Raw genomic sequence first — 18,061 nt, forward strand, 5'->3', positions numbered from 1 at the left:
TGCCGGGTCGCCGACGTCCAAGCAATGGCTATCGCCAGGTGCCGAGCTTGACGCGCAACACCTGCGGGACCGACGTGAAATTGAGGCCATAATCGGTCTGGTCACCGTTCCAGACGCGCTCGAATACCCATTTCCCACGGTCGAAATGCCCCTCCTCGACGCGGTCGAAGATGAGATTGCCGCCACTTGCGTCCTTCAGGCCGAACTCGATGCGGGCGTCGAATCCGGTGACCAGATATTCGTCCGGCCCGAGCTGGGCGACCGCCAGGCCGCCGACCGGTTCGGCATTACCCTTGGGCGGTTCGACACCGAATTGCGGGCGCCCGAAAGTGACATTGGCCGTATACCGACCGAGATCAAGCCGCTGGCTATGCTTGGCATCGGGATCGGTGGGTTCGGCGACGCCCCACACCTTGCCTTCGAAGGCGAGCCGCGCCCATTCGCGCTGCATCGGACGAAACAGACGGTAATTGCGCTCGAACAGCGCCAGCGTCTCGGGATCGAGCTGACGCGCACCCAGGGGAAAGTTCGAATATTTGGTCGCATCCATGCCGAACACCGACCAGCCGATCGCGCCGCGCCCGATCGTCGGGAAGAAATAGCGCGCATAGGAGCGGGCATTGCCGGTCTCGGGCACGAACAGCGGATTGTCGGCGCGCGCATAGGCATCGAGGAAACCGAGATATTGCTTGTGATCGGGATTGTAGATGTCGGGGCCGATCGCATCGAGATGCGGCGCGGCGGCCTTGTACACATCGATCACGGTGTGCGCCGGGCCGCCGCTGGCATAGGTGTTGGGATCCTGCCAGATGAACGGGTTCGAGGTGAGCGCGGCATTGGCGTACATCGGCAGCGGCTTGACCGCCTTCCCCGCCGTCGCAACCTCGTCGATGTAGCGGGCGACGTACCAGCTGTGGAAGAACAGCTCGGCGTCGCGGCCATAGACCCCCACCCAGCTGCCGGGCTTCTTGCCGGTCTGCTTGAGTAGAACCGCCGGCACCGGCCCGGCGAACAATTTGTCGGCGGCGGGCGAGTGGTCGCGCGCGCTGCCATAGCTGCCCGCCTCATTCTCGACCTGCATCATGATCACGGTATTCTGCGGATCGACCGCCCGCAGATGGGTCATCAGCGCGACGAACGCCTTCTTGTCCGCCTCCAGCGTGGTGCGGCCGAGCGGGGTGAAGGCATAATGCGTCTTGCCCTTGCCATCGATCATGCGCGGAAAGCGCTTGCCGTCGAGCTTCACCCAGCGCGGGGCATAAGCGGTGCCGGTATTCTTCCAGGTGGCGAACCACAGCAGCACCAACCGCACGTCATGCTCGCGCGCCTGCTTGAGCAGCGTGTCGAGGAACGAGAAGTCGAACTTCCCCTCCTCGGGCTCGATCTGCTCCCAGGCGATCGGCACCTGCAGCGTGTTGGCCTGGATCTGGTCGATTACCGGCCACACCTTGGGCAGCATCGCGGGATAGTTGCTCGAATTGTTGACCTGCGCGCCCAGCATCAGGAACGGCCCGCTGTCGACGATCAACGCGTGGCGGCCGTCCTTCGAGACGACGTGTGGGACTTCCTGCGCCGCCGCAGAAGGAAAAGCGGCGGCGCAGAAAAGGGCGGCGGCGGTGAAAGCAGCGCGGATCATCGTCGCCCTGAGTGCCCGTGTTCGGATCAGTTGCGCAACCGCAGGCTCACGCCGATACGGCGATCCTCCTGCAGGAAATCGCGCGGATGCTCGGGGACCGCCTGGTAGCTCTCCTTGCGCTGCCGGAGCAGGTTCACCGCATCCAGCGTCACCGAGACGTGCCGGCTGAAGTCATAGGACAGGCTGGCATCGAGCTGTCCATAAGCACGGCGATAGATCGGCACCGCACCCGTACCGTTCCCGTTCACCGTATCGAGATAGTCGTCGCGCCAATTATACGCCGCACGCGCGGTGAAGCCGTATTTCTCGTAGAAGCCGATCAAATTGTAGCTCCACTTCGAGAGCCCCTGGAGCGGCGTCTGCAGCGGCCGGCCATTGGCGTCGAACGAGATCAGGCTCGGCGCCTTGGAGTCGACATAGGTGAGGTTGGCCAGCACGCCGAACCCGTCGAAGGGCGATGGCAGGAAACCGAAGAAGGTGTTGCCGCCGACCTCGAAGCCCTTGATCGTGCCGGTGTCGCCATTGACCTGAGTGGTCAACTGGAAGGTCTGATCGCCATAGCCGGGCACGGTGAAGCTGCTGTTCTCGATCGCGGTGGTCTCGAAATTCTTGACCTTCTTGTAGAACAAAGTGCCGTAGAGCATCGACGAACTGCTCGGATACCATTCGATCGCGACGTCCGCCTGGTTGGTCGTCAGCGGCTTGAGATTCGGATTGCCGCCATTGCCCGTATAGGTCACGTCGAAACAGCTATCGGGACCAGTTGCCGGCGTCACGGTCGAGCATGATGCACCGCCCGGCGTGATCGTCTTGTTGGGATTGAAGTTCGCGTTCTGCGTGACGTTGAAGATCGCCCGCATATCGTAGAAAGGCGGGCGCGACAGGCCGCGCGACGCGGCGGCACGGAGCTGCAGCTTGTCGGTGAGGTGATACCGCAAGTTCAGACTGGGCAAGAACTCGGTATAGTCTTGGTCGCCGCCAAACGGCGTGTCGATCGTGACCGGGTTCGCCGCGAGCGCTCCCGGGTGATAGGACAGGCGATAGGACCCGGCAGCCTCCGCCTTGGTCTGCACCACGCGGACGCCGATATTGCCGTCGAGCGGGAAACTGCCGCCGCCGCGCGCGAAGTCGAAGCGCAACATCGCATAGCCGGTATAGGTCTTTTCCGACTGCGTGTTGATGTCCTGGGTGGTGTAGTCGATCAGGGTGCGAGGATAGGGTCCGCAACAGGATGCACCCGCCGCCTGCGACAGCGCCAGGAAGGTCGCACCGCCATTCTGGAGCGACGTCCAGTTGTAGAACGGAACCCCGCCAACCACGCCGGTGCCCTTGCCGTAGAAGAAGGTCGAGTCGAACGGGTTGCTGATCGCGTAATTGGCCAGCCCGAGGCCTTGATTTGGCGGCGTATTGGCGTTCCCGCCCCAGGGGGCTGACAGGAACTGCCAGTTATAGGGCGTGCTGCGGTTGATCGCCGAACGGTCGGTGTACCGCACGCCCGCGGTGAAGGACTGGAGCGGGCTGCCCTCGTCGAAATCCCATTCCAGATCGAGGCGGCCGGCATATTCATGCGCGTTGCTGTCCTCGAGATGGTCCATCAGCGCGATGATGTAATAGTTCGTCGGATTGGTGGCACCCGGACCGAAGCTGATCTTCGGCAGGTCGCCGGAGAGATCGAGCGAGAAACTACCGCCATCCTGCTGCGGGAAGGTGGTGAAGCTGCGGTTCTCGGCGCTGCTGTCGATGTACTGGAAGTCGCCATTGACCTTCAGATGGTCCGAAACACCCCATTTGAAGCCCGCCGAATAGTCGGCGGTGATCGAGCGGTTCTTGGTATATTGCGAGTTGTTCGCCGTCGCGCCGAAGCCGCCAAAGCTGCCGCTGACGAAGTTACCGTCGCCATCGAACTGGAACGGCCCGTTCAGCGTCATCGTGTTGGTAGCACAGTTCACATCGGTGCCGCAGGTGACGAACGACGTGTAGTTGGGCGTCTCGATCGTATAATCGGTGCGGAAATACTGACCGTAGAATTCCAGATTGTTGGCCGGTGCCCATTGCACCGCCGCATAGGCGCCCTTGCGCTTGCGCTGGCCGAAGGTGATGCCGATTCCGGCGCCGTCGGGCACCGAAAGGGTCTGGCCGACATGGCCGGGTACGTCGGTCCGGTCGAAATAGGGCTCGATCGTGATGTCGTCCGACCGGAATGCGCCTTCGAAATAGGATAGATCGACCAGCACGCCGATCTCACCGATGCCGGTGTTCCACTTGTTGCTGACCAGCAACGATGCGTTGAACCGGCTGTCGTCGATCAGATCATAATAGTTGAGGCCGACCGTGCCCGAGACGAGCAGCCCGGACTGGTCGAACGGCATGCGCGTGCGCAGGTTGACCAGGCCGCCGACGCCGCCCTCGATCAGCTCGGCGTTGGGATTCTTGTAGACATCGATGCCGGCGAGAAGCTCGGACGGCACATCCTCGAAGCTCAGCGAGCGTCCACCGCTGGCGCCGAAGCTGTCGCGCCCGTTCACTTCGGTGCGAACCTGCGTCAGGCCGCGGATCGCGATGCTCGAGCCTTCGCCGCGGTTGCGGGTGATCTGGATGCCCGAGATGCGCTGCAGCGCTTCGGACACGTTGCTGTCGGGCAGCTTGCCGATGTCGATCGCGGTGATCGAATCGACGAACTGGCCGCTGTTCATCTTGATCGACTGCGCCGATGCCAGCGACGCGCGCAGGCCGGTGACGATGATGCCCTGCTCGTCTTCATCGCCTTGATCGTCCGATGCTTTCGCGGGAACGCTCTGGTCGGCTGGCGTCGCTTCCGGTTCGCTGGAAGTCTGCGCCAGCGCCGGCTCCGCCATGCCCATAGCGATCAGCGAGGCGCCGAGCAGCAGGCCCCGCCGCAACCCCGTCGCCAGTTGATCCGTGGAATTCCGCATTAAACCCTCCCTCTTCCAGGCGCGAACTGAGTTCGCTGTTCTGGCTCAGCCAATCGGGGAGTTTTCTACGGCAACGTTGTCGGCCGCAGGCCCTCCCCATCCCCGGATGTCGGCCGCAAGGCAGCCGCCCGAGTGTTTCTGGAAGGTAGCGCTATCACCGCGCTTCATGCTCGTCTACGAAAAAATGAACCACATATGAAAACTGACGGGTTGGCCCGCCGTCGCTGTGGTGCTAGCCGAAGGGCGGGAGAAGACGGATGACCGAGCGGCCAATACGCAAGCTTTTGATCGTCGGCGGGGGCACCGCAGGCTGGATGGCGGCTGCTGCATTCGCGCGCAGCCTTCCCCCGACCATCCAGACCCGGCTCGTCGAGTCGGAGGCGATCGGCACCGTCGGCGTGGGAGAGGCGACCATCCCCCCGATTCTGCATTTCAATCAGATGCTGGGCCTCGACGAGGACGATTTCGTCCGCCGTACGCGCGCGACCTTCAAGCTGGGTATCCAGTTCCGGAACTGGAGCACGCAGGGCTCGGAATATTTCCACCCGTTCGGCCGCTACGGCGCCGACATCGAGACTTTGCCCTTCCATCAATATTGGCTTCGCCTGCGCCATGATAGTCCGGAGCTGTCCGGCGCACTCGCCGAATACAGCCTGCCGACGATCGCGGCCGCGATGGGTAAATTCTGCCGCCCCTCGCCCGACCCAAAGAACACGCTGTCCAACCTTGCTTACGCCTATCATTTCGACGCCGGCCTCTATGCCAAGCTGTTGCGCGACTATGCCGAGGCGGCCGGCGTGGTACGCAGCGAAGGCCGCGTCGCCGAGGTCCTGATGCACGCCAACGGCTTCGTCTCGGGCGTGCGGCTCGAAAGTGGCGAGGTGCACGAAGCGGACTTCTTCATCGATTGCTCGGGCTTTCGCGGTCTGCTGATCGAGGGCGCGCTGAAAAGCGGCTATGACGAATGGACGCACTGGCTGCCCTGCGATCGCGCGATCGCGCTCCCCTGCGCCAGCGCCGGCGAGCCAACACCGTACACGCGCTCCACTGCACATGCGGCGGGCTGGCAATGGCGCATCCCGCTCCAGCACCGGACCGGAAACGGCCATGTCTATTCGAGCGCGTTCATGTCGGACGACGAGGCCGAGACGATCCTGCGCGCGAATCTCGATGGCGAAGTGCTGGCCGAGCCGAACAAGCTCCGCTTCGTCACCGGCAAGCGCCGCAAATTCTGGAACCGCAACGTCGTCGCGCTCGGCCTCGCCTCCGGGTTCATGGAGCCGCTCGAATCGACCAGCATCCATTTGATCCAGACCGGCATCTCGAAGCTGCTCAACCTGTTCCCGGATCGCGACTTCAACCAGGCCGATATCGACTATTACAACCGCTCGACCGCGATCGAATATGAGCGGATTCGCGACTTCCTGATCCTCCACTATCACGCCAACCAGCGCCCCGAGCCGCTCTGGGCGCAGTGCCGCACCATGGCACTGCCCGACACGCTCCGGGAGAAGCTGGCGCTATGGCGCAACCATGCCCGCCTTTTCCGGATCGACGACGAGCTTTTCGGCGAATCTAGCTGGTTGGCAGTGCTCGACGGACAGGGGATTCCGCCCCGTGGCTACGATCCGCTTGCCGATGCGGTGCCGCTCGAAAAGCTTCGTACCCTGCTCCCGCGCATACGCGCAGCGATCGGGCGCGGCGCCCAGGCCATGCCCCGGCACTCCGAATTCATTGCGGACAATTGCGCCTATGGCGCGTCGACCGTGCCTCCGGGCGGCCAGGCCGCGCCGCCTCCGAAAATCGAAAGCGCCTCTGCGCGCGGATTTGTGACGACAACCCTGTCGCGCTGATCAGGCCGCCGCGGCCTTGCGATCGTGCGCGAAGGCCGCGAGCGTCGCCGGTTTCATCTCGATCGAGAAGCCCGGCGCGCGTGGCACGCGATAGGCGCCCATGCGAACCTCGGACGGGTGCACGAAATGCTCGTGCAGGTGATCGACATATTCGGCCACCCTGCCCTCCTTGGTGCCGGAGATGCACAGATAGTCGATCATCGACAGGTGCTGCACATATTCGCACAGCCCGACCCCGCCGGCATGCGGGCATACCGGCAGGCCATATTTGGCGGCCATCAGCATCACCGCCAGGACCTCGTTGACACCGCCCAGTCGGCACGCGTCGATCTGCACGACGTCGATCGCGCCGCGCATGATGAACTGCTTGAAGACGATGCGGTTCTGGCACATCTCACCCGAGGCGACTCGGATCGGCGCGACCGCCTCGCGGATCGTGCGGTGCCCCTCGACATCGTCGGGGCTGGTCGGCTCCTCGACGAACCAGGGCTGGGCGAAATCGAGCGCCTTCACCCAATCGATCGCCTCGCCGACTTCCCACACCTGGTTGGCGTCGATCATCAATGCCCGATCGGGTCCGATCACCGCGCGGGCGATCGTCGCACGGCGGATATCCTCGCCCAGCGATCGGCCGACCTTGAGCTTCACATGGTTGAAGCCCTGTTCGACCGCTTCGCGACACAACCGCTCCAGCTTGGCATCGTCATAGCCGAGCCAGCCGGCCGAAGTGGTGTAGCAGGGATAGCCATCGGCCTCGAGATCGGCGATCCGCTCCGCCTTGCCGGCGGCAGTCATGGTCAGCAGCGCCAGTGCCTCGTCTGGCGTGATGCAATCGGTGATGTAGCGGAAATCGACCAGCCGGACGATCTGCTCGGGAGTCATGTCGCCGATCAGCCGCCACAGCGGCTTGCCCTCGGCCTTGGCCCAGAGGTCCCAGACCGCATTGACCACCGCACCGGTCGCGAGATGGATCACGCCCTTTTCCGGTCCGATCCAGCGCAGCTGGCTGTCGCCGGTCACATGCCGCCAGAAGCGGGCGCCGTCCTCGCGGATCCAGTCGAGATCCAGACCTTCGACCAGCGGCGCGAGCGCTTCGATTGCTGCGCAGCAAATGTCGTTGCCGCGCCCGATGGTGAAGGTCAGCCCGTGCCCCTGCAGCCCCGGCCGGTCGGTCTCGAGGATGCAATAGGCGGCCGAATAATCGGGATTCGGATTCATCGCGTCCGACCCGTCGAGGAAATCCGAGGTCGGGAAGCGGATGTCAAGCACGCGCAACTTCGTGATCGTCGTCATCCGGCGCGCCTGCCGTGCTGCTTCCCCTGCATCCCGTGCGGCATCGACCGGATCGCCCTTTTCCGCTCCAGCGCCCGCACCAGCGGCCGCAAACTAGCGCACCTCTTTCGCTGGTGCTGTTAGTTTTCATATTTGCCAATTGCGACTGGCGCAAGTTTGCATTTGTGATAATTCGTCGCGAGCTACGAAATGACACGAATGGCGAGTGGGTGAGGAAGGGCGAGATGGCGGGGCAGGCCGGCAGTAGCGAGGGCAATTCGACGCATCGCGTGTGTTTCGCGCTGGACGTCGCGAACGACCCCGAACTGATCGCCGAATATGAGGCGCGGCATTCACCGGGCGCGGTATGGCCGCAGGTGGTGGCGCATATCCGCGCGCAGGGCGTCGAGGCGATGGAGATCTGGCGCACCGGCGACCGGCTGGTGATGATCGCCGAAGTCGCGTCCGACTATCCCCGCCCAATGCCCGAACCGCTCGAAATCGCCGCGTGGGAAAAATTGATGTGGCGCTTCCAGCGGCCGCTCGCCCACGCAACGGAGGGCGAGAAATGGGTCGCGATGCGGCGTATCTTCAGCCTCGCAGAGCAATGAGCGGCACGCTCCCTCGCCGACCGATCGGGCGCATCGGCCTGTCCGTCCCCTGCCTGGGATTCGGCGCGGCGCCGCTCGGCAATCTCTATCGCGCGGTCAGCGATCAGGCTGCGCGCGACGCGCTCGATACCGCGCTCGATGCCGGCCTCACCTATGTCGACACCGCGCCTTATTACGGCTTCGGACTGAGCGAGCGGCGTGTCGGCGATGCGGTTCGAAGCCGTCCGGACACGGTCATTTCCACCAAGGTCGGGCGACTGCTGGAGCCCGTCGCCGGTGGTATGCCGCTGGCCGAGGAGCGCTACGGCTACCGCTCGCCGATGCCGTTCGAACCGGTATTCGATTACAGCTATGACGGCGTGTTGCGCTCGCACGAGGACAGCCTCCAGCGGCTGGGCCTCGCCCGGATCGACATCCTCTATGTCCATGACATCGACAGCGCGACGCACGGTGCCAGCCACCCGGCCCGCCTCGATCAGCTTGTTGCCGGCGGCGGAATCCGCGCGCTCCGCCGGTTGCGCGAGGAAGGCAGTATTGGCGCGATCGGGGTCGGGGTGAACGAGATCGATATCTGTCTCGACCTGATGGACCGCATCGAGCTCGACGTGATCCTGCTTGCCGGCCGCTATACTTTGCTCGAGCAAGGGGCACTCGACCTGTTGTTCCCGCGCTGCCTGGCGAACAACATCTCGGTGGTGATCGGCGGCCCCTATAATTCGGGCATCCTTGCGACCGGAACCCTGCCGCCGACACCGCACTACAACTACGCCCCCGCCCCTGCCGTGATAGTCGAGCGCGTCCGGAAGCTGCAGCAGATCTGCGCCGCGCATGACGTGCTGCTGGGCGCGGCGGCGCTGCAATTCGTGCTCGCGCATCCCGTGGTTGCCAGCGTCATCCCCGGCCTGTCGAACGTGGATGAGGTACGCGAAACTGTCGCGCGGGCGCAGGCACCGATCCCGCAGGCGCTCTGGGCGGAGCTCAAGGCCGAAGGGCTGCTGCATCCCCAGGCGCCAGTTCCCGACTAGGTCACGGCATGAGCATTGCGGCTAGACCCGGCTGTCGCCCTCGACGAGTTGGTCCGAAATCCGCTCCGCGGCCTGGCGCACGAGCACGGCTGCGTCCTTGGGCGCCATCGAGGGCTGGAGCTTCTTGAGATAGGGCACGGTAAGCGCTGCCGCCGCGCTGCCACCCCGCATCACCGGCGCCGAAATATCGGTCACGCCGGCGACGAACTTGCTCTGGGTCAGTTCGACCTTCCGCTCGCGCACGCCATCGGCATGCGCGCGGAACTCGGCGAGATCCGCCTCGGACAGCGGGGGGTTGAACAGCTTCTCCCAGCGCTGCCGGATGTCTTCGGGCTGGAAGGCATAGAGCACCGCGCCCGACGCCGCCTGATGCAACGGCCTGCGATAGCCGACCCGGACCGAGAAGCCGAGCTGCTCACTCGATTCCATCCGCGCCACCACCACCATCTCGCCCAGCGTGTGCAGCGCGAGGTGGCAGGATTGCCCGACCGAAAGCGCCAGCTGGCGCATGACCGGCAGAGCCAGCTCGATCAGGTTGCGCGTGCGCGGCTGCTGCATGCCGAGCGAGAAGAGCCGGTCGGTCAGCCGATAGCCGTCGTTCGACGGATCCTGTTCGATATAGCCGCGGAATTCGAGCACCTGGACCATGCGGAACAGCTCACCATGCGACCGCCCGAGCCGGTTGACGATCGCGGTCAGGGTCATCGGCTCGGATTCCGCGGCGAGCAGCTCGAGCACGTCGAGCCCCTTTTCGAGCGCTGGGGCGCGATAGCGGGAATCGACCGCATCCTCCTTCTCCGCGCCAATGTTCTTCGTACCCGCCATGATCCCTCCCGGTTGCGCATGAGAATGCATGATCGGCGCGGATGCGACAAGAAGCGTCGGGCAAGAATGTTCACCTATGAAAGTGTTTTTCAGTGGCGCAGGACGCGATACGCCCTTATCGTCGGGTCGGCCGGCACGAGACCGGTGTCATATCCGAGGGGAAAGGCCGAATGAAATGGATCGCCGTCCTTGCAGCGGCCATGCTGGCGCTGGCCGGCCAGGCAAGCGCGCAGACCAATGTCGATGGCGATCCGCACGTCGACGATCCGGTCGGCATAGTCGCCGATCCCTGCCCGGCGCATCCGATGCCGGTCGACGGCCAGGGCTGGCATCGGTGGAATCTCCACATGCTCACCCGCGATTTCGGCCAGCTCTGCCGCTATGCCGCCAGCAACCGAGAGGTGAAGCAGCCCGTGCGAGTCGTCTTCATGGGCGATTCGATCACCGATAACTGGATCAATCTCGATCCGTCGATGTTCACCGACGGCCTGGTCGATCGCGGCATCAGCGGCCAGACCACGCCGCAGATGCTCGTCCGCTTCCGCCAGGACGTGATCGCGCTCCATCCCCAGGCCGTCCACATCATGGCGGGCACGAACGACGTCGCCGGCAATACCGGCGCAGCGACGATCGAGACCGTGCAGGGCAATATCGAGAGCATGGCCGAGCTGGCCCGCGCGCATGGCATCAAAGTGATCCTCGCCTCGATCCCGCCGGCCAAGGCCTTCCCCTGGAGCCCGTCCAAGCGGCCCGCGCCGCAGATTGCCGAACTAAACGCGTGGCTCCAGGCCTATGCCCGCCGCAGCGGCTTCACTTATGTCGACTATCACAGTGCCATGGCGCAGCCGGACGGCGCGATGAAGCCGGGCCTCGCTTCCGACGGTGTGCATCCAACGAAACAAGGCTATGCCGTGATGCGCCCGCTCGCCGAAGCGGCGATCCGCGCGACCCTGGGCAAGCGCCGGTGATCGGTCGCCGCGGCTTCCTCGCCGGCGCCGCCGCGCTCGCCGCCGCCTGCGCGGCGCGGGCCGCCAGCCCGATGGGCCAGGCGCGCGGGCCTGTGCAGGCCAGCTGGCCTTCGCTGATCGCCAATTTTCGCTATCCTGACTGGTTTCGCGACGCCAAGCTCGGGCTCTGGGCGCATTGGGGGCCGCAGTCGGTGCCCGAACAGGGCGACTGGTATGGCCGCTTTCTCTATATGCAGGGCCATCCGGACTATGCGCACCATCTGAAGAATTACGGTCATCCCGCCGACACCGGCATGATGGAGATCGTCAATCGCTGGACCGCCGAGCGCTGGGATCCCGAAGCGCTGATGCGCAGATATGTGAAGGCAGGCGCCAAGTATTTCATGACGCTCGCCAATCACCACGACAATTTCGACTGCTACGACAGCCGCTATCACGCCTGGAATGCGTTGCGCATCGGCCCGAAACGCGACGTGGTCGGCACGTGGGAAAAGATCGCGCGCCGCGCGGGCCTCAAGTTCGGCGTGTCCAATCATTCGGCGCATGCCTGGCACTGGTACCAGCCCGGCTATGGCTATGACCCGACCGGGCCGCGCAAGGGCGAGCGCTACGATGCGTTCAAGCTGACCAAAGCCGATGGCCGCGGCAAATGGTGGGACGGCCTCGATCCCCAGGAGCTCTATACCGGCCGCCATATGGTCGTGCCCGACGGGATCGAGAGCATCGAGGCGATGAACAAATGGCACGACGCCAATGACGGCCAGTGGATGGAGCACGGCCCGCCCGACGACGCGCGCTACGTCCGGCAATGGCTGCTGCGTCAGACCGACCTGATCGCGAAGTACAAGCCCGATCTCTGCTATTTCGACGATTACGGCCTGCCCTTCGGCCCTGTCGGGCTCGAGGCGATAGCGGACTATTACAACCGCTCGATCGAATGGCACGGCAAGATCGATGTCGTGGTCACCGCCAAGAATTTGAAGGCGCACGAGCGCTTCGGCGTGGTCCAGGATGTCGAGCGCGGCTTCTCCGATCATCTCTGGGACGAGCCGTGGCAGACCGATACCTGCATCGGCGACTGGTTCTACAATGTCGCCCGACTTCGCGACCGCAGCTACAAGACCGCCGAGCAGGTGATCCAGCGGCTTGCCGATGTCGTCTCCAAGAACGGCAATCTGTTGCTCTCGATTCCCCAGCCTGGGGACGGTTCGATCGACGCGGAGGAAGAGAAGATCCTCGACGGCATGGCCGGCTGGATCGCGGTCCATGGCGAAGCGATTTTTGGCTCGCGGCCGTGGCGCATCTTCGGCGAAGGCCCGACGCGCCTCCAGGCCGGAATGCAGAACGAAGGCGCCGCCAAGCCCTTTCAGCCGGAAGATATCCGTTTCACCACCAACAAGGGGGCGCTCTACGCGCTGTTCCTCGCCCCGCCCTCCAAACCCATAACAGTGAAGGCTCTAGCCCATGGCGAATGGCGGGGCGAGATCGAGCGCGTCACCCTGCTCGGTGGCGGCCCGGTTCGGCACCGCCGGGACGCCGCCGGACTCCACCTCGATCTACCGCGAAGCGAAGGCTTCGTGCCGGTGGTGCGCATCGACGGACGAGGAATCTTCGCATGAGCGACACTGTCAGGAAATTGCTGCCGGTCGTGCTGATCGTCGCCCTCTTCTTCCTCTGGGGTCTCGCCAACAATCTCAACGACGTGCTGATCGCGCATTTCAAGAAGCTGTTCACGCTCAGCGATCTGCAGGCGGGGCTCGTCCAGTCGGCTTTCTATCTGGGCTATTTCTGCCTCGCGATTCCCGCCGCCTTGTTCATGCGTGCAAAGGGCTATCGCGCCGCGGTGCTGCTCGGCCTCGGGCTGTACGGCGCCGGCGCGCTGCTGTTCTGGCCGGCCGCGGGCGCGCAGAGCTATCCGTTTTTCCTGCTATCGCTATTCATTATCGCCAGTGGACTCGCCTTTCTCGAGACTTCCGCCAACCCGCTGATCGCGCGCCTTGGCACGCCGGAAAGCGCATCGCGCCGGCTCAATCTCGCCCAGGCATTCAATCCGCTCGGTTCGATCACCGGGGTGCTGATCGGAAGCCAGTTCATCCTTTCCGGGGTAACGCTCACCCCCGATCAAGTCGCCGGAATGACCCCCGCCGCGCTCGCCGCACACAACGCCGCTGAAGCCGCCGCCGTGCAGATGCCCTATCTGCTGATCGCGCTTGTCGTGCTCGGCTGGGCGCTGCTCATCCGCCTCACCCGCTTCCCCGCCATTGCCACCGAAAGCGATGTCGACGAGGGCGTCGGTGCGGTCGACGACTTCCGCGCGCTGCTCGGCAATCGCCGGGTGATGCTCGGCGTGGTCGCGCAATTCTTCTATGTCGGCGCACAGGTCGGCGTATGGAGCTTCCTCATCCGCTATGCCCAGGTCGCCGCGCCCGGCACTGGCGAGCATCTCGCCGCCGGCTATCTGACGATTTCGCTGGTCGTGTTCATGATCGGCCGCTTCGCCGGCACCGCCCTGATGGGGCGGATCGCACCTTTGCCGCTGCTCACGGGCTTTGCCGCGCTGGGCGCGATTCTGTGCATCCTGGCCGCGTTCATCGGCGGGATCCTCGGTATCTGGGCGTTGGTCGCCTCCAGCTTCTTCATGTCGATCATGTACCCGACGATCTTCGCGGAGTCGGTCCACGGTCTCGGCGCCCGCACCAAGTCCGCCTCCGCGCTGCTGGTGATGGCGATCATCGGCGGCGCCGTCGTCCCCGCGCTGATGGGCTGGGTGTCCGATCAGAGCGGATCGATTGTCTATGCCATGCTGGTGCCCGCCGCCTGTTTCACCGTGGTGATGGCATTCGGAGCCACCGCGAGAGCCGCACGCGCATGATCGACGCGCACGTCCATCTCTGGCGGATCGGGCAGAATGGCTGCACCTGGCCCACCCCCGACCTCGCGCCGATCTACCGCGATGTCGAACTTGCCGAACTCCGACAAGTGACCACCGCCGCCGGCATGCAGGGCGTGATCCTGGTCCAGAGCCAGGAGGATGTCACCGACACACGCTGGCTGCTGCAATTGGCGGCCGATCCGCTCGTCATGGGTGTCATCGGTTGGGTCGACCTGGCGGCGCCCGACGCCGATGCCCAGATCCGCACGCTGGCATCAGACCCGATGCTGCGCGGCCTGCGCCCAATGCTCCAGGACCAGCGCCCGGACTGGTGCGATCCCAGGCACGGCCTGGCACTGCGCGCGATGGCCGAACTCGGTCTGGTCTTCGACGCACTGATCCGCCCGCAACATCTCGCGACCCTCGAGCGCGTGGCAAGTCATCGCCCAAACCTTCGGATCGTCATCGATCACGCCGCAAAGCCCGACATGACCAACCGCGCCGGATGGGAAGATGCGATGGCATCGATCGCGCGCAACCCCAACATCGCCTGCAAGTTGTCCGGCCTGTTGACCGAACTCCGCCCCGGTCGGGGGAACGAGGCGATCGAACCGATATTCGCGCATCTGTGGCGCTGCTTCGGTCCGGGCCGGCTGATCTGGGGCAGCGACTGGCCCGTTCTGACGCTCGCCACCGATTACGCCGGTTGGCTCGATCGCGCGCGCGCGATGGTCCCGCCGAAACATCACGACGCCGTGTTCGGCGGCAACGCCCGGCGCGTCTACGGCCTCGCCCGGGCCGAGCCACTTCGCGCCCGCGCATGAAAAAGGAAGACGCACGATGACCCACGCCCCCGCCTCCATCTGGCGCCGCGCGATCCTCGCCGCCGGCGTCGCGTTCGCCCCGCTCGCCGCGGCCGCGCAGCCTATGGCGACCGTCGACCGCCACGGCAGCCAGGTCGCGATCGAACCCTACGCGCCCAACATCGTGCGCGTCACCATTGCGCTGGACCGTGCGCTTTCGGACGCTGCCCCCGGCTACGGCATTACCGGCAAAGCGGACCCCGAGGGCTGGACTCACCGCGTCGACGCGACCGGCGATGTCTTCGCCTCCCCGGCCCTGTCGCTTACCGTCAACGCGCAGCCCTGGCCCAAGGCGCCGAGCCAGATGGAGCGCTATTTCGTGCCATCGCTGCCGCCGGTGTCGATCGCGATCAGCGCCGCCGACGGGCGCGAGCTCGCCCGGATGAATGGGTGGGAGCTCGCGCCGCACACCGTCAACGGCGAGAAGACGTTTAAGGTCGGCGCCAGCTTCGCCGCGCCTACCGACGAGCATTATTACGGGCTCGGCCAGAACCAGGAGAGCACCGGGTCGCTCGATCTGCGCGGCCGCACGATCGACTGCCGTCACAATTACGATGCACCTGCGGGCGAGACCGTGTGCATTCCGTTCCTGATCACCAACAAAGGTTACGCGATCGTCTGGGACAACCCTTCCGCCACCACCGTCTCGCCCGGCCTACACGGCAGTACGCACTGGCAGTCCGAGGTCGGCGAGCGCGTCTCCTTCTTCGTCATCGCCGGCGCCACCACCGACGAGATCTATGCGGGCTATGCCCGCCTGACCGGCGACACGCCGCTGCCGCCCAAGGCCGCGTTCGGCCTGATCCAGAGCAAGGCGCGCTACGAGAGCCAGAAGGAACTGCTCGGCATCGCCGAGGGCTATCGCAGCCGCGGCTACCCGCTCGACGTGATGGTGCTCGACTGGTTCTATTGGACGCGGATGGGCCAGCTCGACATCGATCGGACCTATTTTCCCGACCCTGCCGCGATGAACAAGCAGCTCCACGATCAGGGCATGCACAGCATCATCAGCGTCTGGCCACGCTTCGAGCGGGAGTCGCGCTATTTCAACATGCTGAGCGCCAAGGGCTGGCTGCTGAAGGACAAGGACGGCAGCACGGTAGACGGCCTGCCCGTCCGCTCGGACCGCGCCGGGGCGCTGCTCGACAGCACCAATCCGGAAGCGCGCGAGTGGTTCTGGGGGAAGATCCGCGACAATATCGCCAGCCAGGGCTTCGACTGGTTCTGGCTCGACGAGACCGAGCCCGATCTGGTCCCCGACGGCAATTTCTATTCGATCGGATCGGGCGACCGCTATCACAACCTCTACCCGCTCGTGCACATCAGCAGCGTCGCCGAAGGATCCGCGAAAGATCGCCCGAACTTCCGCAACCTGATCCTTGCGCGCGCCGCCTATCTCGGCACGCAGCATAATGGCGGACTCTTCTGGTCGTCGGATGTCCAGGGAAGCTGGGAAGCGCTGCGGCGCCAGGTTCCGACCGGGCTCAACTTCACCGCCAGCGGTCATGCCTATTGGAGCAGCGATACCGGCGGCTGGCAGTGGCCGAACGGCCCCAAGGCCGAGCGCCCGGTGCTGCTCGATCCCGCCGGCGCCACCGCGATGAGCCCGAGCTACACCGACTATCCCGAGCTCTTTACCCGCTGGTTCGCCTACAACACATTCACGCCGACGCTGCGCATCCACGGCCAGCGTCCGGCGACCGCGATCTGGGAATATGGTGCCGCGGCGGAGCCGATCCTCGCGAAGTTCCTGAAGCTCCGCTACGCGCTGATTCCCTATCTCTATTCGCTCGGCTACAAGACCTATGAGACCGGCGCGCCGTTCATGCGCGGGCTGTTCATGGATTTCCCGGACGACCCCAATGTCGCGAACCTGGGCGACGAATATATGTTTGGCCCCGCTTTCCTCGTCGCGCCGGTCACCGAACAGGGCCAGACATCGCGGCGGGTCTACCTCCCAGCCGGTACCGATTGGTACGACTATTGGACCGAGGAGAAACTCGCCGGCGGCCAATGGGTCGCCGCCGCCGCGCCGATCGACCGCATCCCGCTCTATGTCCGCGCCGGTTCGATCGTGCCGATGGGTGTTCAGGTACCCAACACTTCGGCGCGCCAGTCGCTCGAGGGGATCCGCGTCTATCCCGGACGCGACGCGACCTTCACGCTCTACGACGATGACGGCGTGACCAATGCCTATCGCAAGGGTGCGGGCACCCGCACGACGCTGCGCTGGGACGACAAAACGGGCCGCCTCACGGCGTCGGGCAAGCTGCCGACCGGGCAGGAATTGCAGCCGCTGGTGCGGGTCGCGGGGCCGGCAAGGTCAGCGAAATAGACCCAAGTCCAAGGAACGGCGGGGGCGCCGGCGAAAGTCCAGCGCGCCCCGCAAATCCACTGTCGCGGATCAGGCGAAGATCGCCTCGAGATCCGCCGGCGCCACGCCTTCCTTCACATTGCGCAATTCGACATAGATCGACGACTGCGCCGTCACCATCACCATACTGGCCAGTGCGCCGATAACACCGCCCAGCAGTGCCGTCGCCAGCACCGAGCCGGTGGCGGCAAGCGCCGCGACCGTCACCATGCCCGCGGGAATGCTGAGCAGCCACAAGGCGATCACGATCACCAGCATCGTCAGGAAGATTCTCCAGCGCGCGCCGCGGGTCAGCTCGAGGCTGCGCCCGAACGCTTCGAACACGCCAACCTTCTCCTGAACATAGACCGGCACCACCACCGACCAGCACAGCCACAGGATAATGCCAGGCACGATCAGGAACAGTATGGCGAGGAAGACACCGAACGCGAGCAGAAAGCCGATCGCGATCATCGGCAGAATCATCGTCAGGCCCACGGTCAGGCACTGTGCGAAGTTCGGCTTTTCGCCCGAAAGATGGGTCACCGTGGCGCGGGTGAGCGCCGCCTGCAGCACTGCCCCGCTGACCACGCTGACCAGCCAGCCGGCGAAGATCGGGGCCAGATAGGCGCCCGTGAAAACCGTACTGGGCTCGGGCTGCCCGCCCATCGGCAGGTTCGTCACCTGCCACCAATTGATCGCGAAAGCGGGCAGACCCGACAGGATCAGCGCAAGCCCGATGAACAGCAGCGCGTTCGAACCGATCGTCTCGAAGGTACGCGAAATGACGCTACCTACCTCGAACCGCGCTTCCCCAAATTCAGCCATCGATATTCCCCCCGAATTCGGC

Annotated in this window: 13 protein-coding genes; 8 read left to right on the plus strand and 5 right to left on the minus strand. The window is 64.8% G+C overall.

Going from position 1 to position 18,061, the window contains the following annotated elements; genetic code table 11:
* Positions 1-28 precede the first annotated feature (28 nt).
* Both IAG41_RS07215 and IAG41_RS07220 read right to left on the minus strand, forming a co-directional pair.
* Positions 29-1,636 carry a DUF5597 domain-containing protein gene (locus IAG41_RS07215; RefSeq protein ID WP_187727962.1) on the minus strand — a complete coding sequence of 536 codons (1,608 nt, stop codon included), beginning with the start codon at positions 1,634-1,636 and terminating at the stop codon, positions 29-31.
* Positions 1,637-1,662: 26 nt separating this feature from the next.
* The gene (locus IAG41_RS07220) at positions 1,663-4,569 is read right to left on the minus strand and encodes a TonB-dependent receptor (protein WP_187727963.1); all 2,907 of its coding nucleotides are present in this window, start codon (positions 4,567-4,569) and stop codon (positions 1,663-1,665) included.
* 257 nt (positions 4,570-4,826) lie between these two features.
* Between IAG41_RS07220 and IAG41_RS07225 the strand changes: the two genes are divergently transcribed.
* Complete coding sequence (locus tag IAG41_RS07225) at positions 4,827-6,422, plus strand: tryptophan halogenase family protein (protein ID WP_187727964.1); 1,596 nt, start codon at positions 4,827-4,829, stop codon at positions 6,420-6,422.
* On the opposite strand, the gene IAG41_RS07230 is transcribed toward IAG41_RS07225, so the two are convergent.
* Positions 6,423-7,715 carry an L-fuconate dehydratase gene (locus tag IAG41_RS07230; protein ID WP_187727965.1) on the minus strand — a complete coding sequence of 431 codons (1,293 nt, stop codon included), beginning with the start codon at positions 7,713-7,715 and terminating at the stop codon, positions 6,423-6,425.
* Positions 7,716-7,939: 224 nt separating this feature from the next.
* Here IAG41_RS07230 and IAG41_RS07235 point away from each other — a divergent pair, with 224 nt between their 5' ends.
* Positions 7,940-8,305 (plus strand): L-rhamnose mutarotase, encoded by a 366-nt coding sequence (locus IAG41_RS07235; protein WP_187727966.1) that lies wholly within the window; start codon positions 7,940-7,942, stop codon positions 8,303-8,305.
* Positions 8,302-9,330, plus strand: a complete 1,029-nt coding sequence (locus IAG41_RS07240; protein ID WP_187727967.1) for an aldo/keto reductase — start codon at positions 8,302-8,304, stop codon at positions 9,328-9,330. The genes IAG41_RS07235 and IAG41_RS07240 overlap by 4 nt, the downstream gene beginning before the upstream one ends.
* A 21-nt stretch (positions 9,331-9,351) precedes the next feature.
* On the opposite strand, the gene IAG41_RS07245 is transcribed toward IAG41_RS07240, so the two are convergent.
* Entirely contained in the window at positions 9,352-10,155 is an 804-nt protein-coding gene (locus IAG41_RS07245) for an IclR family transcriptional regulator (protein ID WP_187727968.1), read from the minus strand.
* A gap of 170 nt (positions 10,156-10,325) precedes the next feature.
* Here IAG41_RS07245 and IAG41_RS07250 point away from each other — a divergent pair, with 170 nt between their 5' ends.
* The 5 genes from IAG41_RS07250 to IAG41_RS07270 all read left to right on the plus strand — a co-directional run bounded on the left by IAG41_RS07250 (position 10,326) and on the right by IAG41_RS07270 (position 17,193).
* Complete coding sequence (locus tag IAG41_RS07250) at positions 10,326-11,123, plus strand: SGNH/GDSL hydrolase family protein (protein ID WP_187727969.1); 798 nt, start codon at positions 10,326-10,328, stop codon at positions 11,121-11,123.
* Between the two features lie 71 nt (positions 11,124-11,194).
* Positions 11,195-12,742 (plus strand): alpha-L-fucosidase, encoded by a 1,548-nt coding sequence (locus tag IAG41_RS07255; protein ID WP_187728576.1) that lies wholly within the window; start codon positions 11,195-11,197, stop codon positions 12,740-12,742.
* The gene (gene fucP, locus IAG41_RS07260; RefSeq protein ID WP_187727970.1) at positions 12,739-13,995 is read left to right on the plus strand and encodes an L-fucose:H+ symporter permease; all 1,257 of its coding nucleotides are present in this window, start codon (positions 12,739-12,741) and stop codon (positions 13,993-13,995) included. The genes IAG41_RS07255 and fucP overlap by 4 nt, the downstream gene beginning before the upstream one ends.
* Complete coding sequence (locus IAG41_RS07265) at positions 13,992-14,819, plus strand: amidohydrolase family protein (RefSeq protein WP_187727971.1); 828 nt, start codon at positions 13,992-13,994, stop codon at positions 14,817-14,819. The genes fucP and IAG41_RS07265 overlap by 4 nt, the downstream gene beginning before the upstream one ends.
* A gap of 16 nt (positions 14,820-14,835) precedes the next feature.
* Positions 14,836-17,193, plus strand: a complete 2,358-nt coding sequence (locus tag IAG41_RS07270) for a TIM-barrel domain-containing protein (protein WP_187727972.1) — start codon at positions 14,836-14,838, stop codon at positions 17,191-17,193.
* Between the two features lie 69 nt (positions 17,194-17,262).
* On the opposite strand, the gene IAG41_RS07275 is transcribed toward IAG41_RS07270, so the two are convergent.
* The gene (locus IAG41_RS07275; protein WP_187727973.1) at positions 17,263-18,039 is read right to left on the minus strand and encodes a hypothetical protein; all 777 of its coding nucleotides are present in this window, start codon (positions 18,037-18,039) and stop codon (positions 17,263-17,265) included.
* Between the last annotated feature and the right edge of the window lie 22 nt (positions 18,040-18,061).

This window comes from Sphingomonas sp. JC676, assembly GCF_014489075.1.
Lineage (GTDB): Bacteria > Pseudomonadota > Alphaproteobacteria > Sphingomonadales > Sphingomonadaceae > Sphingomonas.